The organism is Phyllobacterium myrsinacearum (assembly GCF_002980555.1).
Classification (GTDB): domain Bacteria; phylum Pseudomonadota; class Alphaproteobacteria; order Rhizobiales; family Rhizobiaceae; genus Phyllobacterium; species Phyllobacterium myrsinacearum.
The window spans coordinates 533586-560029 of sequence record NZ_PVBT01000001.1 but is presented as its reverse complement, the minus strand read 5'-3'; the positions used below and the strand labels follow the sequence as shown (position 1 = coordinate 560029).

The 26444-nt window shown below is 61.4% G+C and carries 24 protein-coding genes; 13 read left to right on the top strand and 11 right to left on the bottom strand.

From position 1 onward, the window contains the following. Window positions 1–18 precede the first annotated feature (18 nt). Both C5750_RS02640 and C5750_RS02635 read right to left on the bottom strand, forming a co-directional pair. Entirely contained in the window at window positions 19–777 is a 759-nt protein-coding gene (locus C5750_RS02640; protein WP_105732297.1) for a phosphate/phosphite/phosphonate ABC transporter substrate-binding protein, read from the bottom strand. 9 nt (window positions 778–786) lie between these two features. Next, entirely contained in the window at window positions 787–1821 is a 1035-nt protein-coding gene (locus C5750_RS02635; protein ID WP_105732296.1) for a fatty acid desaturase, read from the bottom strand. A 115-nt stretch (window positions 1822–1936) separates the two neighbouring features. On the opposite strand from C5750_RS02635, the gene C5750_RS02630 reads away from it, so the two are divergent. Beyond that, window positions 1937–2773, top strand: coding sequence for a helix-turn-helix domain-containing protein (locus tag C5750_RS02630; protein WP_105732295.1), 837 nt, complete (start codon window positions 1937–1939; stop codon window positions 2771–2773). A gap of 86 nt (window positions 2774–2859) precedes the next feature. Next, a complete protein-coding gene (bmt, locus tag C5750_RS02625) occupies window positions 2860–3873 on the top strand; it encodes a betaine--homocysteine S-methyltransferase (protein WP_105732294.1) in 1014 nt (337 codons plus the stop codon). A gap of 75 nt (window positions 3874–3948) precedes the next feature. On the opposite strand, the gene C5750_RS02620 is transcribed toward bmt, so the two are convergent. The 4 genes from C5750_RS02620 to C5750_RS02605 all read right to left on the bottom strand — a co-directional run bounded on the left by C5750_RS02620 (window position 3949) and on the right by C5750_RS02605 (window position 9030). Then, on the bottom strand, window positions 3949–6003 hold the full coding sequence (locus C5750_RS02620) for a vWA domain-containing protein (RefSeq protein WP_105732293.1): 2055 nt from the start codon (window positions 6001–6003) through the stop codon (window positions 3949–3951). A gap of 1 nt (window position 6004) precedes the next feature. Further along, entirely contained in the window at window positions 6005–6547 is a 543-nt protein-coding gene (locus C5750_RS02615; protein ID WP_105733078.1) for an RNA polymerase sigma factor, read from the bottom strand. A gap of 123 nt (window positions 6548–6670) precedes the next feature. Continuing rightward, the gene (locus C5750_RS02610) at window positions 6671–7357 is read right to left on the bottom strand and encodes a 4Fe-4S dicluster domain-containing protein (RefSeq protein WP_105732292.1); all 687 of its coding nucleotides are present in this window, start codon (window positions 7355–7357) and stop codon (window positions 6671–6673) included. Window positions 7358–7443: 86 nt separating this feature from the next. Beyond that, the gene (locus C5750_RS02605; RefSeq protein ID WP_105732291.1) at window positions 7444–9030 is read right to left on the bottom strand and encodes a trimethylamine methyltransferase family protein; all 1587 of its coding nucleotides are present in this window, start codon (window positions 9028–9030) and stop codon (window positions 7444–7446) included. Between the two features lie 253 nt (window positions 9031–9283). Here C5750_RS02605 and C5750_RS02600 point away from each other — a divergent pair, with 253 nt between their 5' ends. Then, window positions 9284–9982 carry a corrinoid protein gene (locus C5750_RS02600; protein ID WP_105732290.1) on the top strand — a complete coding sequence of 233 codons (699 nt, stop codon included), beginning with the start codon at window positions 9284–9286 and terminating at the stop codon, window positions 9980–9982. Window positions 9983–10078: 96 nt separating this feature from the next. Here the strand turns inward: C5750_RS02600 and C5750_RS02595 are convergent, their stop codons facing one another. Next, window positions 10079–10234, bottom strand: coding sequence for an entericidin domain-containing protein (locus tag C5750_RS02595; protein WP_105732289.1), 156 nt, complete (start codon window positions 10232–10234; stop codon window positions 10079–10081). A 69-nt stretch (window positions 10235–10303) separates the two neighbouring features. Here C5750_RS02595 and C5750_RS02590 point away from each other — a divergent pair, with 69 nt between their 5' ends. From C5750_RS02590 to C5750_RS02555, 8 genes are all read left to right on the top strand, one after another. Then, complete coding sequence (locus C5750_RS02590) at window positions 10304–10936, top strand: DUF1638 domain-containing protein (RefSeq protein WP_105732288.1); 633 nt, start codon at window positions 10304–10306, stop codon at window positions 10934–10936. Between the two features lie 66 nt (window positions 10937–11002). Then, the gene (locus C5750_RS02585) at window positions 11003–11587 is read left to right on the top strand and encodes a DUF4893 domain-containing protein (RefSeq protein ID WP_105733077.1); all 585 of its coding nucleotides are present in this window, start codon (window positions 11003–11005) and stop codon (window positions 11585–11587) included. Window positions 11588–11789: 202 nt separating this feature from the next. Continuing rightward, window positions 11790–12092, top strand: a complete 303-nt coding sequence (locus tag C5750_RS02580; RefSeq protein WP_105732287.1) for a virulence factor — start codon at window positions 11790–11792, stop codon at window positions 12090–12092. Window positions 12093–12108: 16 nt separating this feature from the next. Further along, window positions 12109–12975, top strand: coding sequence for a methylenetetrahydrofolate reductase (locus C5750_RS02575; RefSeq protein ID WP_105732286.1), 867 nt, complete (start codon window positions 12109–12111; stop codon window positions 12973–12975). A gap of 11 nt (window positions 12976–12986) precedes the next feature. Next, entirely contained in the window at window positions 12987–13949 is a 963-nt protein-coding gene (locus tag C5750_RS02570; RefSeq protein ID WP_105732285.1) for a methyltetrahydrofolate cobalamin methyltransferase, read from the top strand. A gap of 139 nt (window positions 13950–14088) precedes the next feature. Next, complete coding sequence (locus C5750_RS02565; RefSeq protein WP_245421007.1) at window positions 14089–16116, top strand: ASKHA domain-containing protein; 2028 nt, start codon at window positions 14089–14091, stop codon at window positions 16114–16116. Between the two features lie 83 nt (window positions 16117–16199). Next, a complete protein-coding gene (locus C5750_RS02560) occupies window positions 16200–17114 on the top strand; it encodes an ROK family protein (protein ID WP_105732283.1) in 915 nt (304 codons plus the stop codon). Next, a complete protein-coding gene (locus tag C5750_RS02555) occupies window positions 17111–17836 on the top strand; it encodes a copper homeostasis protein CutC (protein WP_105732282.1) in 726 nt (241 codons plus the stop codon). Before C5750_RS02560 ends, C5750_RS02555 begins: the two co-directional genes overlap by 4 nt. 192 nt (window positions 17837–18028) lie before the next feature. Here C5750_RS02555 and C5750_RS02545 read toward each other — a convergent pair whose 3' ends face one another. Then, the gene (locus tag C5750_RS02545; RefSeq protein ID WP_105732281.1) at window positions 18029–18931 is read right to left on the bottom strand and encodes a LysR family transcriptional regulator; all 903 of its coding nucleotides are present in this window, start codon (window positions 18929–18931) and stop codon (window positions 18029–18031) included. A gap of 141 nt (window positions 18932–19072) precedes the next feature. On the opposite strand from C5750_RS02545, the gene C5750_RS02540 reads away from it, so the two are divergent. Beyond that, the gene (locus tag C5750_RS02540) at window positions 19073–19333 is read left to right on the top strand and encodes a hypothetical protein (protein ID WP_105732280.1); all 261 of its coding nucleotides are present in this window, start codon (window positions 19073–19075) and stop codon (window positions 19331–19333) included. Window positions 19334–19553: 220 nt separating this feature from the next. Next, window positions 19554–20552, top strand: coding sequence for a GlxA family transcriptional regulator (locus C5750_RS02535; RefSeq protein ID WP_105732279.1), 999 nt, complete (start codon window positions 19554–19556; stop codon window positions 20550–20552). Between the two features lie 95 nt (window positions 20553–20647). Here the strand turns inward: C5750_RS02535 and C5750_RS02530 are convergent, their stop codons facing one another. From C5750_RS02530 to C5750_RS02520, 3 genes are all read right to left on the bottom strand, one after another. Beyond that, window positions 20648–23164: a GcvT family protein gene (locus tag C5750_RS02530; protein WP_105732278.1), complete on the bottom strand. Its 2517-nt coding sequence runs from the start codon at window positions 23162–23164 to the stop codon at window positions 20648–20650. Window positions 23165–23433: 269 nt separating this feature from the next. Then, window positions 23434–23697 (bottom strand): hypothetical protein, encoded by a 264-nt coding sequence (locus tag C5750_RS02525; protein ID WP_105732277.1) that lies wholly within the window; start codon window positions 23695–23697, stop codon window positions 23434–23436. 154 nt (window positions 23698–23851) lie between these two features. Continuing rightward, on the bottom strand, window positions 23852–26407 hold the full coding sequence (locus tag C5750_RS02520; RefSeq protein WP_425350403.1) for a mechanosensitive ion channel family protein: 2556 nt from the start codon (window positions 26405–26407) through the stop codon (window positions 23852–23854). Between the last annotated feature and the right edge of the window lie 37 nt (window positions 26408–26444).

Sequence of the window (26444 nt, the reverse complement as noted above, 5' to 3'; positions counted from 1 at the left end):
GGTGCGTGGTTCGTGGATCTAAACAGCCACACCTTCAAACGCCGAGACAAAGGGCAGGCCCTTGCGCCTGCCTGTCCAGCCCACGACAATGAGGGCGCTGGCGGCTTCGTGGTGACGCTGGGCGAGCGCCCACGACTTGCAGTCGATTGCTGCGACATCGGCGCGGCCTGACGCCACCGCCTCGATGGACAGGCGGTGACCGCCGGTCTCGACAAGGCGCGCGAACAGTGCGAACCCCTCACCCTGCAGCGCCAGGTCGCGCTCCATGGCAAGATAGCCCGACATGGAATCAGGACTGTTGAAGGCAAAGCGCTTGCCCCGCAGGCGATCCACCGGCAGCACCGGTTCACCGCCACGCGGCGGCGCAACCGCCAGCCCCTCGCCCCGGCGCATGACAATCGCGCTGGAATAGAACGCCTCGTCGCCGCCCGCCACGCCGGAATAATCGTCCTGCCCCGCCACATGCACGTGGGCGGCAAGGCCGAGCTCCATCGGTCCCCAGCAGGTCTGGGCGAGCAGCAATGCCGGATGGCGCCACAGCGCCGGCAGGTCGAGTTCATCGGGCGGCAGCGTCGCCGGATCGGGCGCAATCACCGCGCCCGAGGCATCGCGGATTCCGCCGGGAACGGGCGGCAGGTCGCCATTGCGCCGCGTCAGGTAATCCGGCGCATCGAACCCCCTTGCCCGCAACCTGTCGCGCAGGACAATCCACTGCGCATCCACTTCGGCGCGCCGTTCCGGCCAATCATACATCGGCAAGGCTGCAACAGGGGTCATGCGGGGATGTTACTCTGTCGGAGGTTCGGCGGGAATAGGCACGCTGGTGCCGCCCTGCAGGGAAATGCCGTGACGGCGCGGATGAAAAGCCCGGGCCGTTGCCGGTTCACGCCGCAGCACCGGATGCACGACCTCTTCCTTGCTGCGGAAAGCATAGGCGCGCAGGATCTCAAAATAGTTGCGGAAGACATAGCCGCCATTCATGGCTTTCCACTCTTCACGTTGCTCGCTGTAGAGCTTCGGCAGCTTGTACCACGGAACGGTCGGCCGCTTGTGATGGACGAAATGCAGGTTGTTGTTGAGGAACAGCAGCGCCAGCGGCGATGTCTCGACGATAATCGTGCGGCCATCCGGACGCTCGGACCATTGATGCTCGCAATAGGTGCGGATGGCGATGATCGACAACCCGGCATAGGCCGATGTCACGGCATAGAGCCAGAGCGGAATGCCGAACCCCAGCAACAAAGCAACCAGAACGACAAGCCCGGCAGCATGTGACAACCAGGCATTGCGGACCTTGCGGTCGCCGCCCGAAATCAGCCTGGCCTCGCTGATGAGGAAGCCGATCACCATGAGAACCGGCCCGATGACAACCCGGCCAATGAGCGTATTGTTCCAGCGCAGCAGGGTTTTCAGGATGCCCGGCAGCTTATCCCAGTCGCCCAGCGCCCGGTAATAGCTCTCCGGATCGTCATAGGGATCGGTCAGCCGCTCATCCGCATGGTGCTTCAGGTGCAGATGCTTGTAGCGGCGATAGGGATAGAACAGGCCGAGCGGCAGGGAGACGAGAAGTTCGTTCAGCCAGCCGCTGCGCGTGGGATGTCCATGCAGGGCTTCGTGCTGCAGCGAGGAGTGAAACGCCACCGCCACCGCCATCAGCGCCAAAGCCGCGAACGGCATGACGGAATAGAGGTATGCGCCGGCCGCGAACCACAGTCCGTAGCAGACAAGCATCAAGCCGATGGTTGGCCATTCGATGCCGGGGTGCTTGCGCTCCCGGCCTGATTTGTCAGTTGGTTCTGTTGTATGTGCTTCTGATTCCATGATTTTCATGGTCTCACTGTCCAAAACTGTCAGCAATGATATTATTGTGAGAAACCGTTGATTTTGCGCACCAAATCTTGCATTTGTTGTACTCAGTAAACAAAGAGGCGGAAAAATGGACAAACGCGATCTGTCGCGCCTGTTTCAGGAGCGGATCAGGAGCCTGCTCAACCGCAGCGGCGACAACCAGTCGTCCTTTGCGGCAGCGGTCGGCATCGACCGCTCCGCCCTCTCCCAGCTCCTGTCCGGCCAGTCCACCCGCCTGCCGCGCGTGGAAACGCTGCTCAACATTGCCGAGCGCTATGCGGTGTCGCTGGACTGGCTACTGGGCCTCAGCCAGGACGAGGGCATCATCGGCGAACTGCGCGCCAGCATGGAGATCGAGGAAGGCGTCGACGGCTTCGAGCGCACGCTGCTGGTCCGCTGGCATGCGGAGGCCTCGGGCAGCAAGATCCGCTATGTCCCGGCCCGCATTCCCGACCTCCTGCGCACCCAGGCGGTGATCGCCTATGAGACATCGCTGGTGCACCGCGATCCCGTCACCCAGATCGCCGAAACCGCGTTCCGGCTGGATTACAACCGCCAGCCCGGCACGGACATGGAAGTGTGCATGCCCTACCAGACCCTGCGCGATTTCGCCAAGGGCGGCGGCATCTGGGGCGACCTGTCGCGCGATATCCGGGAAGAACAGCTGCAACGGATGAGTGCGCTGATCGACGAGCTCTACCCGTCCTTCCGGCTCTATCTGTTCGACGGGCGCGAGCGCTTCTCGGTGCCCTATACCGTCTTCGGCCCCTACCGCGCCGCAATCTTCGTCGGCGAGATGTATCTCGTCCTCAATACGACGGAGGCGGTCTTGACCATGCAGCGGCATTTCGACGGGCTGATCCGCGTGGCAAAGATCAACGCCCACGAGGTTGCCGCCTATGTCTCCGCGCTCAAGGCCGAATGATGCGTCAGCGCTTGTCGCAAATGAAGATTGACCACATATAAAGACTTCCTTATATCGTTATCTAAATAGCACCAAAGGAACGCGCCATGACCACAGCCAATCCGCTTGCCGATCTTCTTGCTGAAAAAGGTGTCCTTTTGGCTGACGGCGCGACCGGCACAAACCTGTTCGCCGCAGGCCTGGAGGCCGGTGAAGCGCCGGAACTGTGGAATGAAGCCCAGCCGGAAAAGATCATTGCCCTGCATCAGGGTTTCGTCGATGCCGGGGCTGACATCATCCTCACCAATTCCTTCGGCGGCACGCGGCATCGCCTGAAACTGCATCACGCGCAGGACCGGGTTTTCGAGCTGAACAGGAAGGCCGCCGAGCTCGCGCGCACCGTGGCCGACAAGGCCGGGCGCAAGGTGATTGTCGCCGGATCGGTCGGGCCGACCGGCGAACTGCTGGTGCCGCTTGGCGCGCTGACCGAAGAGGATGCCGTTGCCGCCTTCACCGAACAGCTGGAAGGCCTGAAGGCCGGCGGCGTCGATGTCGCCTGGATCGAAACCATGTCGGCGCCCGGCGAAATCCGGGCCGCTGCAGAAGCTGCCGTCAAGGTTGGCCTGCCCTATGTCTATACCGGCTCGTTCGATACGGCGGGGAAGACCATGATGGGCCTGCCGCCGAAAGATATTCACGCCGTCGTCGACGGGCTTGCCGCGCGCCCTGTCGCCGTGGGCGCCAATTGCGGTGTCGGCGCCTCGGATATCCTCGCTTCGCTGCTTGACATGTCGGAGGCCGATCCGCAGGCCACCATCGTCATCAAGGGCAATTGCGGCATTCCGGAATTCCGCGGCGCGGAGATTTTCTATTCCGGCACGCCGGAACTCATGGCCAATTATGCGCATATGGCGATTGACGGCGGCGCAAAGATCATCGGCGGCTGCTGCGGCACCTCGTTCGTGCACCTGGCCGCCATGCGCAAGGCACTCGACAGCCATGTCAACGGCACCCGGCCGACGGTGGAGACCATCATCGAAACCATCGGGCCGATGCGCAACAAGCTCTCCGCCCATGCCGATGACCTGCCCAAGCGCGAGCGCCGCGGCCGCCGGGGCTGAGATCGGGCCATTTGGCATGTGAGACAAAAATGGCCGGGAAATCCCGGCCATTTGCTTTTCAACCATGCAACTACCTTATTTCTTAGCTTCCAGCGCATCGGCCAGCCGCACCAGCGACAGGAATTCGCTGCGATAGCCAAAAGCATCGTCGCCGCGCGATCCCGCGCCGAGCCTGGCAATGTCGGCATAGCTGTAGGTCGCCAGACTGTCCGTCCCGCGCAGCTTTTGACCGAAGGCGGCAACGGCCGTCGAGAACCGCACATCATCCGATGCGGCTGCCGAAACCTCATTGGCCTTGGTCACCGGCGTCGTGATCAGCTTGCTCACATCTTCGTTCGGCAGCTTGTAGCGGATCTTGAAGAAGGCATATTCATCCGATCCCGCTTTCGCATCGGCAGTTGCTGCGTTGGGCTTGGCGTAGCGCAGGTCATCGGTCAGCACGGCCGGACTGTTCTTCGGCGTAATCTCGTAAATGGCCGTCACCGTATGTCCCGAACCGATTTCACCGGCATCGATGCGGTCATTGTTGAAATCCTCGCGCTTGAGGGCACGGGTTTCGTAGCCAATCAGCCGGTATTCCGCCACCACAGCCGGATTGAACTCGACCTGGATTTTCACATCCTTGGCAATCGGAAACAGCGTCGAGGTTGCTTCCTGCACCAGCGTCTTTTCCGCTTCGGCCAGCGTATCGATATAGGCGGCGGTGCCATTGCCGTTCTGCGCCAGAACCTGCATCATCTCATCGTTGTAATTGCCCTCGCCGAACCCGAAGACCGACAGGAACACGCCGGATTTGCGCTCATCCTCGATCAGTGTCTTCAGCTCATCGTCGCTGGACTGGCCGACGTTGAAATCGCCGTCGGTGGCCAGCATCACGCGGTTGACGCCGTCCTTGACGAAATTGGCCTTGGCGAGGCGATAGGCCTCCTTGATACCCGCTTCGCCCGCCGTCGACCCGCCCGCCTCCAGCCGGTTCAATGCGTCAAAGATTTTTGCCTTGTCCTTCACCTCCGTCGGTTCCAGTACGGTTCCGGCATTGCCCGCATAGGTGACGATCGACACCTTGTCCTTCGGGTCGAGCTTGCCCACCAGCATGTGGAAGGCGGATTTCAGCAGCGGCAGCTTGTCCGGCTCATCCATCGATCCCGAGACATCGATCAGGAACACCAGATTGGCGCGCGGCTTTTCCGCCGGGATGACGTCATAGCCCTTGATGCCGATATGCATCAGCTTGGTGTTCTGGTTCCACGGGGTGGGCGTTACGGTGATCGTGGTGTTGAACGGCGTCTCGCGGCTCTGCGGCCCTTTCCAGTCATAGGGGAAATAATTGATCATCTCCTCGACACGCACGCTGTCGGGATCGGGCAAGGCACCGTCCTTCAGCGAACGGCGCACCATGGCGTAGGAGGCCGTGTCCACATCGATCGAGAAGGTCGACACCGGATCATCGGCCACACGCTTGACGGGATTGGTATCGAACCGCTGGACCCGGTCGCCCGAGGGTTGCTGCGGCGCAATGGCGGCCTCGCTATCGAGCCTGGTGAAACTTTGATTGGCCATGGGAGCCGGTGCAGCGAGGCTGTCCTGCGCCATTTCCACGGCAGGCGCGGGCATGGGGGCCGCGGGAACGGGCTTTTCCGCCGCCTGCCCGATGGTTTTCGAACTGCTGAGCGCTTCAACCTGCCCGGCAAGCGGCGCCCGCTTGACAGGCAACGGGCTCGGCGCCGCCGGTTCAACCGTTGGCACGGGCTGCGGCTGCACGGGCTTCGGCTCGTCAACCTGCGGCGGCTGCGCTTCTATCGTGACGGGAGCCTGCTGATCCCCCGCCAGCATGCGCGGGTCGTGCATCATGTTCCAGGAGACATACCCCGCAATCGGCAGGATCAGCAGGCCGCCGAGGGCCGATGTCGACAACAGCAATTTCTTTTCCATCGTTTCACTCCACAATTGGGTTGCGATGGAACTGAGACGCCGGATGAATCCGCTTCCTTGGGTCTGCACGGCGGTATTTTTTGCATCGGCAGTGTCGAACGCCCGCATGGCCGCCTGCAGCGCGGCGCGCTTGGCCGCATCGGATGGCGGTGGCGGCGTCATGCGGCCGAGCTGGTTCAAGTCTTGATCGTCGGTCATGTCAAAAGCCCTCCGGCGCGCGCAGGATGCGCTTCAGCCGTTTCTTGGCATCGTGGATGTGCCACGAAACCGTGGCTTCGGCGCAATCGAGCACTTGGGCTGCATGCGCATGATTCAAGCCCTCCCCATAGACCAGCAGGACGGCGTCCGCGGTCTTGTCAGGCAATGTCTTGACCGCCGCCCACAGCGCGCTGACACCGGCCTCGGCATCCGCGCCATCGGCAACCGGGGCATCGTTGAGCAGTTCGCGGTGATAGGCTTCGGCCTTGTGCTTTTCCCGCGCATGGCGGCGCAGGTGATCACGCGCGGCATTCAGCGTCATCCGGTAGAGCCAGGTCCGCAGCAGCCCCTCGCCGCGCCACTGGCGGATGGCACTGCCAAGCTTGATGCAGACATCCTGGGCGATATCCTCCGCATCGTTGCGGTTGCCCGACCAGCGCCAAGCAATGCGGTGGATGAAGTCGTAATTCTGCTCGATCAGAAGCCCGAATGCGCTGCGATCCCCCGCGCGCGCCTGCGCCACAAGGGTTGAAACATCCGCCATGTCATCCGTCAAACGGGAAGTGTCCAAAATGCCTGTCACCCTGTTCATCGCAGCTTTGACGATGCGACGGCGTCAATCCTTGGGTGAAAAAATGCAATCAATCAAAATATTTTTTGGCTGACGTCAGGCAGAGGCGAATGCCGCCATGTGAAAGCGCTGCTGTTCCGGGGTATAGGCGTGTTCGCGCCCGATGGGACAGGCCAGCCGGGCAAGACAGCCGCCATCCCTGCAAAGTGCGCCTTCCGGCACCGCAAGATGCCCCCGGCACCGCCCGACAGCAAAGCCGGTCCCGTCGAAAGCATCGACCGGACAGGCATGCAGGCAGGGCTTGTCGATGCAGCTATCGCAGGGATGATTGTTCAGGGGAACAGCGGGAAAACCGATTGCCCTGTCAAACAGCAGCGCGCCGCGAAACGCCTGCCAGAGACCATATTCGGGATGAATCAGCAGCCCCAGCGGCGAAGCAGACAGACTTTCCGCCCGCTTTGCCCATTGCTGGAAAGGCAGATAGGGCTTGTCCGACGGAAACACCGCCTGCCCGCCGAGTTTGTCCGCAACCTGCGTCAGCACCGCCTTGGACCATGCATCCAGCAGATCGGGCTGACCGCTGTGTGCCTGCCGCCACCGTGTAAAATGCGGCCAGATCGATGAACCGAAATGGCCAGCGAGAACGATGCTGCGCGCTGCAGCATCGTGGCGCAGGCAAGGCGCTGCCTCGCCGGGTCCAAACACGAAACCGCCGCGCGGAACGAGACCATGCGGTTCCAGCGCGGCGGTGATCTGGTCAAGGAGCGGATCGGCAACAATCATCCGGGGCCTGGACCCTTCACAGCAGAGGCCCAGACTTCCTGATGGATCAGACTGGCCACTTTAGCCCGGCCGTCCTCGGGCTTCTTTCAGGTGAATGCGTCGGGCATCGACGCCTTCTTCTTGGCGATGAATTCCTTCAGCGATTCGTCGATGGCCGGATCGAGATACGGCGCCTCGTAGCTTTCGAGCCAGCGCCGTGCCAGCTCGTTGCCGCGCTGGTCGGCACGTTTTTCGCCTTCGGCCAGCCACTGTTCGTAGGAATTGTTGTCGGCAATGTTGGAGCGGTAGAACGCCGTCTGGAAATTCGCCTGCGTGTGGTCGCAGCCGAGATAGTGGCTGCCCGGCCCCACCTGGCGGATGGCATCCATCGCCTGGCCGTTCTCCGAGAGATCGACGCCCTCGGCGAATTTCTGCGCCATGCCGAGTTGGTCGATGTCCATCATGAACTTTTCATAGGAAGAGACGAGACCGCCCTCGAGCCAGCCGGCCGAATGCAGCACGAAGTTTGTCCCGGCCAGCAGCGTCGAGTTCAGTGTATTGGCGCTTTCATAGGCCGCCTGTGCATCGGAAACTTTTGAGGCGCAGAGCGAACCGCCGGTGCGGAACGGCAGCCCGAGACGGCGCGCCAGCTGTGCCGCGCCGTAGGAGACCAGCGAGGGTTCCGGCGTGCCGAATGTCGGCGCACCCGACTGCATCGAGATCGACGAGGCGAAGGTGCCGAAAATGACCGGAGCGCCCGGACGGATCAGCTGGGTGAAGGAGGCACCGGCCAGTACCTCAGCCAGAACCTGCGTCAGCGTACCGGCAACGGTCACCGGGCTCATGGCGCCGGCAAGAATGAACGGCGTGACGATGCAGGCCTGGTTGTTGCGGGCATAGACCTTCAGCGCGCCGACCATGGTTTCATCGAAGACCATGGGGGAGTTGGCATTGATCAGGCTGGTCAGGACCGTGTTCTGGTCGAGATAGTCCTCGCCGAAGACGAGCTTGCACATGGCAATCGTGTCTTCCGCCCGCTCGGGCGCGGTGACCGAGCCCATGAACGGCTTGTCGGAATATTTGATATGCGCATAGACCATGTCGAGATGGCGCTTGTTGACGGGCACGTCGACCGGCTCGCACACGGTGCCGCCGGAGTGGTGGATCGACGGCGCCATATAGGCAAGCTTCACGAAATTGTTGAAGTCCTCGATGGTCGCATAGCGGCGGTTGCCTTCCAGATCACGCACGAAGGGCGGCCCGTACACCGGCGCGAACACCGTGGCCTTGCCGCCGATCTGGACAGACCGTTCGGGATTGCGGGCATGCTGGGTGTAGATCGAGGGCGCTGTCTTCAAAAGCGACCGCGGAAGCCCCTTGGGGAAATGCACCCGTTCGCCTTTGACGTCGGCGCCGGCTTCGCGCCAGAGCTGCAGGGCTTCCGCATCATCGCGGAACTCGATACCGACCTCTTCGAGAACGGTATCGGCATTGGCTTCGATCAACGCCAGCCCTTCCTCATCCAGCACTTCATATTCGCGAATCTTGCGGGTGATAAAGGTGAGCGACTTGCCGGGGCCGCCGCCGGAACGGGCGGCGCGGCGGGCGGCAGCGCCCGCACCAGCACCGCGTCCGCGGCGTCCGCCGCCTTCTGCAGTGTCCACGGGTGCGTCGACTGGCGTTTCCTGATTCATTTTCTCTCTCCAGGCGCTTGATGCGCGGATTGGTTCTTCGGTCATGACCTCAACGATCAAATCCTACCCGCGACACGTATCGGGGCGTTCCCGTGTGCGTCAAACAATGGCGCATGGAAGACAAACAGACAGTCGTTTTCGTCATTTACGAGGTCGCATTTAAGCAATGCGTTTTCAGCAACTTGCCCGATATGTTAAGGGAATGCCAGTACCGGTACAAAGCTGTGCATAACGCTTGAGAGGAAGAGCACCCATGGCCGACGATGAAATCATTCTTTCGGAGCTTTCGGACGACGAACTCGTCGAACAAATGCACGACGATCTCTATGACGGATTGAAGGAAGAAATCGAGGAAGGCACCAACATCCTGCTCGAGCGCGGCTGGGCGCCCTACAAGGTGCTGACCGAAGCGCTGGTTGAAGGCATGCGCATTGTCGGCGAGGATTTCCGCGACGGCATCCTCTTCGTGCCGGAAGTCCTCTTGTCGGCCAATGCGATGAAAGCCGGCATGTTCATTTTGCGCCCGCTCCTCGCCGCCACCGGTGCGCCGAAACAGGGCAAACTCGTCATCGGCACGGTGAAGGGCGACATTCACGACATCGGCAAGAATCTCGTCGGCATGATGATGGAAGGCGCGGGCTTCGACGTCATCGATCTCGGCATCAACAACCCGGTTGAAAACTATCTGGCCGCCATCGAAGAGCACAAGCCCGACATTCTCGGCATGTCCGCCCTGCTGACGACGACGATGCCCTACATGAAGGTCGTCATCGACACGATGAAGGAAAAGGGCATTCGCGACGATTACATCGTGCTTGTCGGCGGCGCGCCGCTCAACGAGGAATTCGGCAAGGCCGTCGGCGCCGATGCCTATTGCCGCGACGCGGCCGTCGCGGTGGAAACCGCCAAGGACTACATGAAGCGCAAGCACAACCAGATGTCCGGCGCCTGAACCAAAACAAAACGGCCGCATCCAAATGCGGCCGTTTTTCAAATATATGTTTGCTGAAATGGGCCGGTTGCGGCCCAAAAATGCCAAGCCGGGAAATTACTTGGCAGCCCGTGCCACCTTGTGACCAGCGGACTGGGTCGCATTCACCGTATTGGCTGTATCGGCACCCATGCCACGGATGGTGTTGGCGCAGCCCGCAAGAGCGACGACAGCCAGGACAGCGGCAATGGGCACAACGCGTGATAGTTTCATAGACAGTGTCTCCCGTTCTGATAGAATTTAATCAACATTCGCATAACGCGATGGAGCGAAATCAGTTCCATGAATATGAGCCGGAACTCGAAGAATACGCCGGAAAAGATCCGGGTGATCGCCTGCGGCATGATTGCCCGTGAAATACTGGCTATCCGTGAACAGTTCGGCCTTGATCATATCGAGCTGAAATGCCTGCCCGCCGTCTATCACCATTACCCCCAGAAGATCGCCCCATCGGTTGACCGGGCCATTGTACGGGCCAAGGCTGAAGGCATCAAGCGCATCTTCGTCGGCTATGCCGATTGCGGCACCGGCGGCCTGCTCGACCAGGTCTGCGCCAAGCATGGCGTGGAGCGCATCGAAGGGCCGCATTGCTTCTCCTTCTATGCCGGCAACGCGGCCTTTGCCTCCCGATGGGAGGACGACATGACGTCGTTTTTCATGACCGATTTCCTTGCCCGGCATTTCCAGGCCTTCATGGTCAAGCCGCTTGGCCTCGACCGCCATCCGGAACTGCGCGACATGTATTTCGGCAATTATACCAAGATGATCTATCTCGCCCAGACCGACGACCCCAAGCTCAATGCCAATGCGGAGCGGGCGGCGGAATTTCTCGGGCTTGCCTATGAGCGGCGCTTTACCGCCTATGGCGACCTGATCCCGGCCCTGACACGGGCGGCAGCACCGGCCACGCCCTGACGCTTTCCTTTCTGTCCCCAAATCGGCATGCTGCCGTCAACGGAATCGAAAACAAAGGACAGTTTCATGGTGTCTCGAAGCCTTTTTGCCGTCATGATCGGCCTGAGCATGCTGACTGCCGCCCATGCGGATGGCGCAATCACCAGGATCATCACCGCGCCGGACAGCAAGCGCCTCGAACAGTACGAGCAGACAAACGCCAAAGCCTTGGCGCAGGCCAGGGCGAGCGGGACTGCGGCCGATGTGCGCCTGGTCGAAAACCTCTTGAAACAGCCCGGCCTGCCCTTCAGCCAGGATTTCGACATGACCGGAAACTGGCAGTGCCGGACGATCAAGCTTGGCGGCATGGCCCCGGCGCTCGTCGTCTATGGCTGGTTCAAGTGCAAGGTCACCGATGACGGTTCGGGCTGGGCGCTGGAAAAGGTGACGGGCTCGCAGCGCACAAAGGGCCGGTTCTACACCGAAAGCGACACCCGCCTGACCTATCTCGGCACCGGCTATGTCGCGGATCAGAAACCGCTGAAATACGGCGCAGGCCCGAAAACCGACGAGGCTGGCTATGCCTACCGCACCGGTAAAAATGCCTTCCGCATCGAATTCCCGGCGCCCTATTACGAATCCCTGCTCAACGTCATGGAATTCAAGCGCTGAAGGCAACGTGTCATTGCAATGTCACGCAATGTCACCTCGGGCATCCACAGGAGGTCCGGGGTTGAATAGCGATACCGCCACTAAAATCCCTGTCGCAAAAGCAACAATGATGCACGTCGCATTTGAGGGCGCGCACGTCGTGAGATAGCAAGCTTAACCCCTGATTTTCCGGCAAAACGGTCCTCATTGGAGGATAAAGTGCATGGCCGATCTTATTGTCGTTTATTGGCGGGACATTCCTGCTCAGGTGACCGTCAAAAAGGGACGCCAGGCCGCAAAACGCGAACTTCCTCTTCGATTTACTGAGGCCATCGACATGTGTGCGATGCGCATAGGCGCCAAGGATTCGGACGCCTATCTGGCAGAATGGCGCCGGGGAACACCGGTGCCGGTGAGTGATGATCTGGACGCGGAGGCTGATGCAGCCCTCGCCCGTATCGACAGCGAATATCATCGGGAGCGCCTTGTAGCGCTGGTAAAGGCAGGCGGACATGACAATTCATGAATTGAAAGCAAAGCCCATGACAAAGATCGCAGCATCCATCGAAGTGGCCGCGCGCCAGGCGATTGATTCACAGGACCTGCCGGGTCTGTTCCCCGAGGGGACGCGTGTTTACATCACCGACATGGGCACCGATGGCGTGGACACGCTCACCGCTGCCGCCAAGCGCATTCATGATCTCGGCTACAAGCCCGTGCCGCATTTCGCCTCCCGCCGCCTTGGAACTCGCGCAGCGCTGGAAACCCGCATCCGCCGCGCCGCTGAAGAAGCCGGCGTGACCGATGTTCTGGTCATCGGCGGCGGCCTCGAACGGCAGGCCGGCGAGTTCTCCTCCACCATGGAAGTGCTGGAAACCGGCTTTTTCGACAAATACGGCATCACCGAGATGGGCGTTGCCGGCCATCCCGAAGGCAGCCCGGAATTTTCCGAGGCCGTGGCGCTGGAAGCCCTGCGCCTGAAGCAGAATTTCGGCGAACGCACCGGCGCCCGCCTGCGCGTGGTCACGCAGTTCGGTTTCGATGCCGAGCGTTTCATCCGCTATTCGGAATCCCTGCGCGAACATGGCGTTGATCTGCCCGTGCATCTCGGCGTTGCCGGTCCCGCCAAGATCACCACGCTGATCAAATATGCCGCCATGTGCGGCGTCGGCAACTCGATCAGCTTCCTGAAGAAGAACGCCCTGTCGCTGACAGCGCTTGCCACCAGCCATTCGCCGGAAGGCGTGGTCGGCCCGATCGAGCAGCACGTCATCAACAATCCGGCCTCGGCCATCAAGCAGATCCACATTTTCCCGTTCGGCGGCCTGAAGAAGTCCTCCGAATGGCTGGTCGATCGCGGCTCCTGGACCGTCGCATCGGCCCAATACGCATCCGCAGCATCCAAGTAAGGATTTCCTGAATGACCCGCACCATCGTTGCCTCGGCGACCAGAGAAATCATCATCGGATTTGATCAGCCCTTCTGCGTGATCGGCGAGCGCATCAATCCGACCGGCCGCAAGAAGCTTGCAGCCGAGATGATCGAAGGCAATTTCGACACGGTCATCAAGGACGCGCTGGAACAGGTTGCCGCCGGCGCGACCATGCTCGACGTCAATGCGGGCGTCACCGCCGTCGATCCCAATGCGACGGAACCGGGTCTTCTCGTCAAGACCCTGGAAATCGTGCAGAACCTTGTCGATGTTCCCCTGTCCATCGACAGTTCAGTCACCGCCGCCATCGAAGCGGCGCTGAAAGTGGCCAAGGGCCGCCCGCTGGTCAATTCCGTCACCGGCGAGGAGGAAAAGCTTGAAGCCATCCTGCCGCTGATCAAGAAATACAATGTTCCCGTCGTCGCCATCTCGAACGACGAGACCGGCATTTCCATGGACCCGGACGTGCGTTTCGCCGTTGCCAAGAAGATCGTGCAGCGCGCCGCCGATTTCGGCATTCCGGCGCATGATATCGTCGTCGATCCTCTGGTCATGCCCATCGGCGCTCTCGGCGATGCGGGCCGCCAGGTTTTCGCATTGCTGCGCCGCCTGCGCGAGGAACTGAAGGTCAACACCACCTGCGGTCTGTCCAACATCTCCTTCGGCCTGCCGCATCGGCACGGCATCAATGCCGGGTTCATTCCCATGGTGATCGGCGCCGGCATGACTTCGGCGATCATGAATCCCTGCCGCCCGCAGGAAATGGAAGCGGTGCACGCCGCCAACGTCCTCAACGGCACCGACGCCAACTGCACCTACTGGATCAAGAAATACCGCGACCACCAGCCGGCCGCGGCCGGGGCAGCGCCTGCTGTTTCCGTACCTGCCGACGCCAATGGCGGCGGACGCCGGCGCGGTGGCCGTGAAGCGCGGCGCGGCGCCGCAGGCTGACTGTTTGCACCGGGCCAACCGCTCGGCATAGAAAGGCGGCGGGCGTGAATGCCCTTCGCCTTGAAGTCTTGGAGCATTGATCGTGGACGCACCCGTGAAAGACACTGAAGCATCGGCAAAGGACGCACTTGTCCTGTTCATGCCGTCGGGCAAACGCGGGCATTTTCCGGTCGGCACGACCGTGCTGGAAGCCGCCCGAACCCTGGGTGTCTATGTGGAAAGCGTGTGCGGCGGGCGCGGCATCTGCGGGCGCTGCCAGATCGACGTGCAGGAAGGCCGCTTCGCCAAGCACGGCATCACTTCCTCCAACGACCACATCTCCGAATTCGGCCCGAAGGAAAAGCGCTATGCCGAAAAGCGCGACCTGAAGGACGGGCGCCGTCTTTCCTGCTCGGCCACCATTCTCGGCGATCTCGTTGTCGACGTGCCGCAGGACGTCCAGGTCAATGCGCAGGTCGTGCGCAAGGATGCCGATACGCGCATCATCGAGCGCAACCCCGCCGTGCACATGTGCTATGTCGAGGTGGAAGAGCCCGACATGCACAAGCCGCTTGGCGATCTCGATCGCCTGAAGGCGGCGCTGGAAAAGGAATGGGGCATCCGCAATCTCGACGTGGACGCCTATCTCCTGCCGCAGATCCAAAAGATCCTGCGCAAGGGCGAATGGTCGGTCACCGCCGCCATCCACCATGACGAGGAAACATCGCGGCCGGTGATGATCGGCCTGTGGCCGGGCCTGAAGAACGAGGCCTATGGCATCGCCTGCGATATCGGTTCCACCACCATTGCCATGCATCTGTCGTCCCTGTTGTCGGTGCGCACCATTGCTTCGGCCGGGACGTCCAACCCGCAGATCCGCTTCGGCGAAGATCTGATGAGCCGCGTCTCCTACGTCATGATGAACCCGGACGGGCGCGAAGGCATGACCAATGCGGTGCGCGAAGCCATCAACGAGCTGATCGGCAGGGTCTGCGCCGAGGGCAATGTGGCGCGCGAAGACATTCTCGATGCGGTCTTTGTCGGCAATCCGATCATGCACCACCTCTTCCTCGGCATTGACCCCACGGAGCTGGGCGGCGCCCCCTTTGCGCTTGCCGTGTCCGGCGCGGTGCACCTGAAAGCCAGCGAGATCGGCCTTGCCATGAATCCCGGCTCGCGGGTCTACATGCTGCCCTGTATCGCCGGTCATGTCGGCGCCGATGCGGCCGCCGCGACGCTCGCGGAAGGCCCGCACCGGCAGGATGAAATGATGCTGCTCGTCGATGTCGGCACCAATGCCGAAATCGTGCTCGGCAACCGCCAGCGCACCGTTGCCGCCTCCTCCCCGACCGGCCCCGCCTTCGAAGGCGCTGAAATTTCCGGCGGCCAGCGCGCCGCGCCCGGCGCCATCGAGCGCGTGCGCATCGATCCCGTCACGCTGGAGCCGCGTTTCCGCGTCATCGGCACGGAACAATGGTCGGATGAGGCAGGCTTTGCCGAAGCGGTGCAGGCCAGCGGCATCACCGGCATCTGCGGCTCGGCCATCATCGAAGTCGTCGCGGAAATGTACCTTTCCGGCATCATTTCCGAAGACGGCGTGGTGGATGGCAGCTTTGCCGCCACATCACCGCGCATCCGGCCAACGGGCCGCACCTTCTCCTATCTCTTGCACGAGGGATCGCCGACCATCATCATCACGCAGAACGACGTGCGGGCGATCCAGCTGGCCAAGGCCGCGCTCTATGCCGGCGTCAAGCTGCTGATGGACAAGCAGGGCATCGACCATGTCGACCAGATCCGCTTTGCCGGGGCTTTTGGCTCCTTCATCGACCCGAAATATGCCATGGTGCTCGGGCTCATCCCCGATTGCGACCTCGACAAGGTGAAGGCCGTCGGCAATGCGGCAGGCACGGGCGCGCGCATGGCGCTGCTCAACCGCGACTACCGCCGCGAAATCGAAGACACGGTCACCCGCATCGAAAAGATCGAGACGGCGCTGGAGCCAAAATTCCAGGAGCACTTCGTCTATGCCATGGCCATGCCCAACAAGGTCGACCCCTTCCCCAAGCTGTCGCTGGCCGTCACGCTGCCGCCGCGCAAGAACGTGGGCGAGGATGGCCAGACGGGCGATGCCACCCCGCGCCGCCGCTCGCGCGAGGACAGGGCCGCCCGCCGCTCGCGGGAATAGAATAAATCCAGCCGCTTGAGTTTGCCACGCGGGGAAATTCCGCTATCAACATCCACCATGATTGATTCCGGACCTGTTTTCCCATGATTGCCTGTTTTGACATCGGTGGCTCGGCCATCAAGGGTGCAATGGCCTATGCGCCCGAAGACATACGGCCGCTGCCCAAAGTGCCGACGCCCCTGCATGATTTCGACGCCTTTGCCGCTGCCATCGAAAAAATCGCGGCGGATGGCGGCGCCGATCCGAAATCGCTGATCTCGATTTCCATCGCCGGTGTGGTCGATGCCGACAGCGGCAGGATCACCTGCGCCAATATTCCCTGCATCCACAACCGCCCGCTGGTAAACGACCTCAGCGAGAAACTCGGACGTCCGGTGCTGGTCGCCAACGATGCCGACTGCTTTGCCCTGTCGGAAGCCGTTGTCGGCGCCGGACGCGGCCACCGCGTGGTGTTCGGCATCATTCTTGGCACCGGCGTCGGCGGCGGCCTCGTCATCAACGGCAAGATCCATGAAGGCGCTGGCGGTTTTGCCGGAGAATGGGGCCATGGCCCGATTTCTGCGACCTGGGCGGGCAATCCGCCCATCGCCATTCCGCGCTATGCCTGCGGCTGCGGCCAGGTGGGCTGTGTCGACGCGGTGGGCGCAGCGCGCGGCATGGAGCGGCTGCATGCCCATATCCACGGCGTCGACCTGCCGAGCACCGAAATCATCGCCGCCTGGAACAAGGGCGACGCGGCAGCCGAGCGCACCATCGACTGCTACATCGACATCGTCAGCGGGCCGCTGGCCATGACGCTCAATGTCGTCGGCGCATCGGTTGTGCCGGTCGGCGGCGGTCTCGCCAATGCCGTTCCGCTGATCGAGCGGCTGGACCGGGCGGTGCGCGAGCGCATCCTGTGGAAGACCGGCAAACCGCTGGTCATTCCCGGAGAATTGAAAATCGAACCCGGCCTGATCGGCGCAGGCGTTCTCGGATTGATGGGCGAAACACGATGAGCGGCATTCTCCTGGAAGTCTGCGTCGATGATTCCAGCGGCCTTGCCGCCGCCATAACAGGCGGCGCCGACCGGGTGGAGCTGTGCTCGGCGCTGGAACTGGGCGGCCTGACGCCAACGCCGGGCCTGATCGGCCAGGCAATTGCCTCACCCATTCCGATCTATGCGATGATCCGCCCGCGCCCCGGCAATTTCGTCTTCGGTGAAGCCGATATCGATGCCATGCTGCGGGAAATCGACATGATCCGCAGTGCGGGCCTTGCGGGCGTCGTTCTCGGCGCGAACCACGCCAATGGCAGCCTCGACCATGCCACGCTGGAACGGCTCATGCGCAATTGCGATGGGCTGGGCGTGACGCTGCACCGGGCCTTCGATCTCGTGCCCGACCTCGGCGAAGCCGTTGAAACCGCTGTCGGACTGGGTTTCGAGCGCATTCTCACATCCGGCCGGATGCCGACCTCGGCGCAGGGGATCGGCGATCTGGAAACGACGTTCGCGTTTGCCGCCGGGCGGATCACGATCATGCCCGGCTCCGGTGTCAATATCGGCAATGCGGATGCGCTTTTGCAGCGCATTGCGTTCCGGGAAATCCATTCGTCCTGCGCTGTCCCGGCGGAACCGGTCAGCGCCGCCGCGCAGCGGCTCGGTTTCGAAACCGCCACGCAGAAACGCACCAGCGTTGAGCTGGTCAAAGCGTTGAAAGCATTTTGCCTGACGCGTTGAGGTGTTGGGTGAATTGACACCCCCCTCTGGGCTTCCGCCCATCTCCCCCACAAGGGGGGAGATCACATCGACATCAACGCTTTAGCCTACTTTGCAATGTTTCAGAACTGATCGAAACAGTAGTAAAAGCTGATCTCCCCCCTTGTGGGGGAGATGCCCGGCAGGGCAGAGGGGGGTGAAAATATCGCCGCCCTAAAGCTTGCCCGTCCGCTCGTAGCCCTCGAAATACACCCGGAGATGCTGGGCGACGGCTTTGACATGTGCGCCCGCATTCTTGGCCACCAGCATGCCGAGTTTCGATTCGCCCAGCGGCGGCAGACCGTGTTCTGCGCCGAGTTCAACCATGTTGTCCTCGAGCAGGAATTTTGAAAACGGTGCCACGGCCAGATCGGCCACGATGGCGGCGCGCTGCCCCATCGTATGGGCGCTCATATAGGCAACGCGATAATCCCTGCCCGCGCTTTCCAGCGCGCTGATGGCATTGGCGCGCCAGATGCAGCCCTCTTCCCACATGGACAGCGGCAAGGGATTGCGTTCATGCGCCGTGCCGCATTTCGCTCCGGCCCAGATGATATCCTCGGTCATCAGAACTTCGATCTCGTCGAGCTTGGCCAGCGTTTCATTGACATTGACCAGCGTCACGTCGAGCCTTTGCTCGTCGAGACGCTTGCGCAGGCTGTTGCTCTGGTCGATGACCACATCCACGGTGACATCCGGGTGCGATTCGGCAAAGCGCTTGAGCACGAAGGGCAGCACCTTTTCACCGACATCGTCGGGTGCGCCCAGCCGTACCACACCGGACACCGTTGGCGTGATGAACTTGGCAACGGTTTCGCGGTTGAGCGCGAGCATGCGGCGGGCATAACCGAGCAAAAGCTCGCCGCTTGGCGTCAGCTTGACCGACCGCGCGTCGCGCTCGAGCAGCACATGCCCCAGCGTCTCCTCCAGTTTCTTGATCTGCATGGAGACCGCCGACGGCGTGCGGAACACCGCATTGGCCGCGCTGGAAAAGCTGCCGGTTTCGGCAATCATGGCAAAGGTGCGCAACACATCGAGATCGAGGATGGGAATGGGGTGCTGCATCGGTGCTGACATTGCGGCGTCTCCTTGATCAATTTTTCTGAAACATAGTGTTCTGTAATTTCGTTTGATTGAACATCAACTTGGGCAGATAGTCAAGATCGTAGAACAGGCGGACCGCAGAAAACGGCTGCCTTCATGACAAGGAGCAGGAAAATGAGTGTCTGCAACGACCATTACATCGAACACAGGGCCAGCTTGAGCGAACGCCTGTTTGCCGCCGTCAGCCGCACGGCGGGGACCGTGGCATCCATCGCCGAGGCCTCGCGCAACACCATTGTCCGCCAGCGGCGTCTGCGGGCAACGGAAGCCGCGCTGGACAGTCTGCCGGAAAGCATCCGTGAAGACATCGGCTGGCCGGATCTCTATGAACGCCAGATTGCGGCGGGCAATGACATCAACCGCACGCGCCAATAAATCATGAGAATACAATCGTAGAGGGAGCAGACCGGGCCACGTCTGCTCCCTTTCCCATGCGTCCTACCTGCGCTTTTGCGACACAGGCAGGCGCCCTTCCCTTTAGAATAATTCTATGGTTCTATCTGTAAAAAAGCTTAAGAGACCATGCCTGTAATTTGAAGACTCTACTTCAGGTGCGACATGGCCTCGTGGTAAAAAACGGGAACCTAGAGACATCATGAACCAGACAGGCCTCAACAAGCGGTCTTTTGTTTTTTTCCTCGTGCCGAACTTTTCGATGATCGCGTTTGCGACCGCCATCGAACCGCTCCGCATTGCCAATCGCATGCTCGGCTACGAGGCCTATCGCTGGCGCCTGGCGTCGGTGGACGGCAAGCCGGTCACCGCATCCAACGGTGTCGAATGCGCCGCCAATTCCTCGCTTGAGGACGAGCGCCGCTTCCTGACCGGCGAAGACCGCCCGTCGATGGTGTTCGTCTGCTCCGGCGTGCATGTGGAAAAATTCCAGAACAAATCGGTCTATGCCTGGCTGCGCGAAGAGTTCAACCGCGGCGTGGCCGTCGGCGGCCTGTGCACCGGTGCGCATATACTCGCCGCCGCCGGACTGCTTTCAGGCAAGCGCTGCGCCATTCATTGGGAAAATCTGCCCGGTTTTGCCGAAGCGTTTCCGAAGGCCGATGTCTATGCCGACCTCTTCGAGGTCGACGGCAACATCTATACCTGCGCGGGCGGCACCGCAGCCCTCGACATGATGCTGAAGCTGATCGGCGACGATTTCGGCGACAACATCGTCAACCGCGTCTGCGAGCAGGCGCTGACCGACCGGGTCCGCAGCCCGCATGACCGCCAGCGACTTCCCCTGCGCGCCCGCCTAGGCGTGCAGAATTCCAAGGTTCTGACCATCATCGAGCTGATGGAGGCGCGGCTTTCCGAACCGTTGTCGCTGATCGAGATTGCCGACCATGTCGGCCTGTCGCGCCGCCAGATCGAGCGCCTGTTCCGCCAGGAGATGGGCCGGTCCCCGGCGCGCTACTACCTGGAAATCCGGCTCGACCGTGCCCGCCATCTCCTGATCCAGTCGTCCATGCCGATTGTGGAAGTGGCGGTCGCCTGCGGGTTCGTCTCGGCCTCGCATTTCTCCAAATGCTACCGCGAGCTTTATGGCCGCTCGCCGCAGCAGGAACGGGCCGACCGCAAGCAGCTGATGGCCGCTTAGGAGCGAGATAGACTGTGGTGCGTGCAACGCACCACCCAAAAGAAATGGCGCCCGTTCAGGCGCCATTTTCATTTCTCCATGCAGGCGGAACCGGCTTAAGCCCGGAGACGCTCGTTCTCGGTATCGAACGGGGCTTCGGGGATGACGGTCGCCTTGTGCGTCTTGCCGAGAATCTTGATCTCGAGCTGCGTGCCGAGCGCCGAATAGTCCGGCTTGACCATGGCGAGCGCCAGGCTCTTGCCGAGGCGCCAGCCATAGCCGCCATGGGTCGCACGGCCGATGAGCTGGCCATTGGCGTAGATCGGCTCGCTGCCGCGCGCATCGACATCCGACACGCCGGGCACATGCACTTCGAGCGTGACGAAATTCCACTTCAGGCCATCCTCGCGCGCTTTCACAACCGCATCGCGGCCGATAAAATCGCCCTTGTTGGGATGGACAAAGCGATCAAGCCCGCTTTCGAAGGCATTATATTCGATCGACAGTTCGCGCGGGATCAGGCGATAGGACTTTTCCACCGCCATCGCCGTCATGGCGCGGATGCCGAACGGCTTGATGCCGAACTCCGCCCCGGCCTCGAGCAGCAGGTCATAAAGGGTGTTCTGCTGTTCGATGGGGTGATGCAGTTCCCAGCCGAGTTCACCGACGAAGTTGACGCGCAGCGCATGCGCCGTTGCCGTGCCGACGCTGATTTCCTTGCCCGACAGCCAGGGGAAGGCTTCATTGGACAGGTCCGCACGGGTGATCTTCTGCAGGACTTCGCGGCTGCGCGGGCCAGCCAGCACCAGCACGCCATACATCTGCGTGATCGGGCGGAGGGTTACGGAGCCGTCAGCCGGCAGGAGTTTGACCAGATAGTCATGATCATGGTTCTCGTAGGCACCGGCGGACACCAGATAGAATTTGCCGGGCGCCCATTCATAGACCGTGAATTCGGAGCGCACGCCGCCCTGCTTGGTCAGGAGGTGGCAGAGCGCAATGCGGCCCTGCTTCTTGGGGATGCGGTTGGCCAGGATGGAATCGAGCCATTCGCGCGCACCGGGGCCCGTCACCTCCATCTTGGCGAAGGCCGACATGTCGAGCAGGCCGACATTGCTGGTCACGTTCTTGATCTCGTTGCCGACATGCTCGAAATAGTTGGACCGGTGGAAGGACCAGAGTTCCTTGACCTTGCCATCCTTGTCCGGCTTCGGATGGTTGTGGTTGAGCAGCACATCCGGCTTGTCGAGTTTCGCAACCTCAAGGCCATAGCCCTGCGGCGCGAACCAGTTGGCGCGTTCCCAGCCATAGACCGTGCCGAACACGGCGCCGAGCGCCTTCTGGCGGTCATAGGACGGCGACCGCTTGAGCGGACGCGCCGCGCCGCGCTCTTCATCCGGGTAGTGCACCGAGAACACCTCGGCATAGGCTTCCTCGTTCTTTTCCTTCAGGTAGCCTTCCGTTGCATAGGGGCCGAAGCGGCGCGGATCGACGCCCATCATGTCAATGGAGGGCTCGCCCTCGACAATCCATTCGGCCAGCTGCCAGCCGGCGCCGCCAGCGGCGGTCACGCCGAAGGAATGGCCCTCGTTGAGCCAGAAATTCTTCAGGCGCGGGGCTGGACCGATAATGGGCGAACCATCCGGCGTATAGGCGATGGCGCCGTTATAGACCTTCTTGATGCCGACTTCGCCAAAAGCGGGAACGCGGGCAATGGCGGTTTCGATATAGGGTTCGAGCCGTTCGAGATCTTCCTGGAACAGCTCGTATTCGCTGGCATCGGACGGGCCGTCGACATAGCAGACGGGCGCGCCCTTTTCATAGGGTCCGAGCAAAAGGCCGCCATTTTCCTCGCGCATGTACCAGGACGAATCGCTCTCGCGCAGCACGCCCATCTCCGGCAGGCCCTTGGCCTTGCGCTCAAGAATGGCCGGATGCGGCTCGGTGACGATGTACTGGTGCTCCACCGGAATGACCGGCACGTCGAGGCCGACCATCTTGCCGGTCTTGCGGGCGAAATTGCCGGTTGCCGAGACGACGTGTTCGGCGGTGATATCGCCCTTGTCGGTCTTGACGAGCCATTCGCCCGATGGCAGCTGCTCGATGCCGAGAACAGTGGTGTAGCGATAGATGGTTGCACCGCGATCGCGCGCACCCTTGGCAAGCGCCTGGGTCAGGTCGGCGGGCTGGATATAGCCGTCTTCCGGATGCTGGATGGCGCCGAGAACGCCGTCCATTTCCGCCAGCGGCCAGATTTCCTTGACCTGTTCCGGCGTCAAAAGCTTGACCGGCACGCCGATCGTCTCGGCGACACCGGCATAGTACATATATTCGTCCCAGCGGTCCTTGGTGCGGGCGAGACGGATATTGCTGCAATTGGTGAAGCCAACATTCATGCCGGTTTCCTCTTGCAGCTCCTGATAGAATTTCACCGAGTATTTGTGAATCTGGCCGACGGAATAGCTCATGTTGAACAGCGGCAGCAGCCCGGCCGCATGCCAGGTCGAGCCGGAGGTCAGTTCCTTGCGCTCGATGAGCACGACATCGCTCCAGCCCTTCTTGGCCAGATGATAGAGTGTCGACACACCCACCACACCACCGCCGATCACAACTACACGCGCTTGGGTCTTCATTTCATTCTATCCTCTGATATCAACCGGTGGTCAGGCGGCACGCGCCATTTTCTGCACTATGCCGTTCGCACTGCCGATTGCTAAGGCCTGTTTGCGACATGGCCAAAACATGCCGCGACGCGCGGCAAACTGGTCGCATTTTGCGGGATTTTCCAGTCAGGCGGAAGGAATGATCGAAGGCGTGGCCGCCGGGGACCGTCCAAAAACGAACAGGCCCGGACTGTTTTGCACAGTCCGGGCCTTTATCCCGGCGATCAGCGGTGGCCGGGTTACTTGATCGAAACCTTGCCGCCCTTGATTTCGATGCTTTCCGCACCGGTCAGGGCTTCGCGGTCACCATTGGGAAAGGTGACGAAACAGCCGCCGCTGCAAAATTCGACCGTGTCACCGGCCGCAACCTGCAGCTGGGTCTTGCTCGACCCTTCGGTCACGACGATGGTCTGAGCGCTGGCATCGCTGTTCTTCAGGCTGGCAGCAAATGCGGGTCCGGCCAGAATAGTGCTCGTAAGCATGACAACTGCAAACTTGTTCATATCACCCCGGTGCTTCCACCGCCCCTGTTGCCTCGGGCTCAACCGGCCCTTTTCGACACCAGTTATAACGGGGTGAAACTGAACGGCAACTGAACGTCCCGTTATTTTTCCGTGATTTAGACGAAAGTGGGGCACTGGCCCCACACACCGCCTCTCAGGACTTGGCCGTCTTCTTCACCGGCGCTTTCAACTCGGCCTTCACCCGCTCGGTGATCATCTGCACGATCGCATCCGCGTCATCGAGATGAATATTGACATCGCGCTGCGGGAACGGAATCTCGATCCCCTCCTCGGCAAAACGGTCGACCAGTGCAAAGCGGATTTCATTCTGTACCGTGCCGGAATTCGAAAGATCAGCCAGATGCACGCGCATTTCGAAATCCATGGTCGAGTCCGCCAGTGCCTTGAACGCAACGAAAGGTTCGGGATTCTTCAGAACCAGCGGATGGCTGCGCGCAATGTCCATCAAAATGGCATGCACGCGGCGCGGATCGACCTTGTAGGAAACGCCGATCGGAATTTCCACGCGCCCCAGCTTGTTGCGGTGGGTCCAGTTGCCGACATTGCCGTTGATGAAGGACGAGTTGGGGATGATGATCGACTGGCGCTGGAAGGTTTCAACCTCGGTCGCGCGCACGCTGATCTTCTTGACAATGCCGCCGACGCCGCTGGTTTCGATCCAGTCGCCCACCTTGAACGGACGCTCGGCCAGAAGGATCAGACCGGAGACGAAGTTGGAAACAATCGCCTGCATGCCGAAACCGATACCAAGCGACAGACCACCGGCCACCAGCGCGAGGCTGGAGAGATTGATGCCCGCCGCCGAGATGCCGATGAGCCCGGCTATCCCGAGGCCAAGATAGCCGACCGCCGTGCGGATCGAGTTGCGCACGCCCGAATCCAGCTTGCCGCGCGCCATCACCCGCACATCCAGCCAGCCCTGAAACCAACGGGTGAAGAAGTAGAACAGCGCGAACAGCAAAATGCCGACGGCAATGGCCACCAGCGAGATCGTCACCGAGCCGATCTGGAAACCGGTGGCTATGGTGAGGAACCAGACGGTCATCTCGCTCCACTGGAACCCCCAGAGCAGCAGGATCACCGGAATACCGAGAAGCAGCACGAAAATATTGATGATGATGCTGGCGATCAGGCCGAGCTGGTCGAGTGTCGAATCGTCGATGCCGAACCGCGTCTGCACCGCGCGCCCGAGCACCGTGCCGCCGAGCGCATTCTCGTCCGCCACCGCCCGCGCCGTGAGGAAGCCCAGATACATCGTCACCAGCACGGCGCCATTGATGACGATCTGCTGCGAGACGAAACGGGCAAAACCGATATAGCCCAGCAATGCGGCGATGATCGGGATGAGGCCGATGGCATAAAGAAACAGCCGCAGCGGTCTCGGCCAGCGCCTGGCTTCACCGGTCTCCTCATTCTCAAGCGGTTTCAGAAATGCCATGGCGAGGATCAGCAGCCCGACCAGAACCGTTGCAAACAGGCTCTTGGCCACGGTCAGCGACAGGGGTGAGGATGCGATCTGGTTGACCGTATTGGCGAGATAATCGAGCCCGGTGATGGTCGCCGTGGCCGTGACCAGAACCATGAGAATGCGGCCCGGACGCGGTGCAACGCGCACCAGACGCCAGTTGGGTGCGCCGGGGCAAATGACGGCCTGGGCCAGCGCATGCACGAAATAGACGATGCCGATCACCGAAAACAGCGTGTAGATCAGCGACGCGATATCCGGGCGCAGCACATTGAAATAGCCGAGGAAAAAGTAGGTCGTGGCCAGAAACACGCCGACGGTCAAAGACCGCATCAGGGTCGACCAGAAGGCAACGGCCAGACGGCTGAGATAGGACGGTTCCTCCACCGCCGGATCGCGCAGATAGAGATGTCCCAGCAATCGCTGGCCGCCGATGAGAAGCACCAGCGCGGTGATCACGGCAAAGAAGGCGGCCGCCAGCAGGGACTGCCATTTGAATGCGATGACGAAGCGCCACCAGGACGAGATGAGCTGGTTCATCGTGCCCATTTCCCGGCCATAGGCGTCGATGACTTCGCTGCCAAGCGAGTAGTTGATGTCGACACGCTGCGACAATGTACTGGCAAACAGCTCGCGCCGGGCATCGCTGATCGCGTCGATCATCTTGTTGACTTCAAGCAGCTGATCTTCGGTTTCGCCCAGAACCGCGTTGATTTCGGCCTTTTCCGTCGTCAGGCGGGTGCGTTCATCCGTGACGATCTTCGCTTCGGCCGGCTGTCCCTGCGCGGGCGGTGCGCCCAGCTGTTCCAGGCGCGCATTGATCTCGGTGATGCGCGGCCGGAACGAAACGCCGATATCCAGGAGTTTCTTGGCGCTTGCTTCCAGATCGAGGCGCAGATTGGCGAGTGCCGCGTCGGCATCGGCCTTCTGCTTGAATTTCTGTTCATAGGTCGCGATCTGCTTCTTCAGCGCATCGATGGCCGGACGCTGTTCAGCGACAATGTTCGACTTGACCGGGGGTGCCGGGGCCGCAGGCGCCACGGGTGCCGGTTCCGCTGCGGCAGGCGCAGGCTCCGGTGCCGGGGCTGGTGCAGGCGATGTGGCTGCCGGGGCCGGTGCTGGTGCTGGCGCCGGGGTCTGCGCCAAAGCCAATTGCACCGGGGCCGCCAGAAACAGAACGGCGGCAATCGTCAGAAGAATCTGCCGAAGGAAAGATGAGATCACGGGTTCAGGTCCATTTATGAACAGTTTGCTTCGCCGA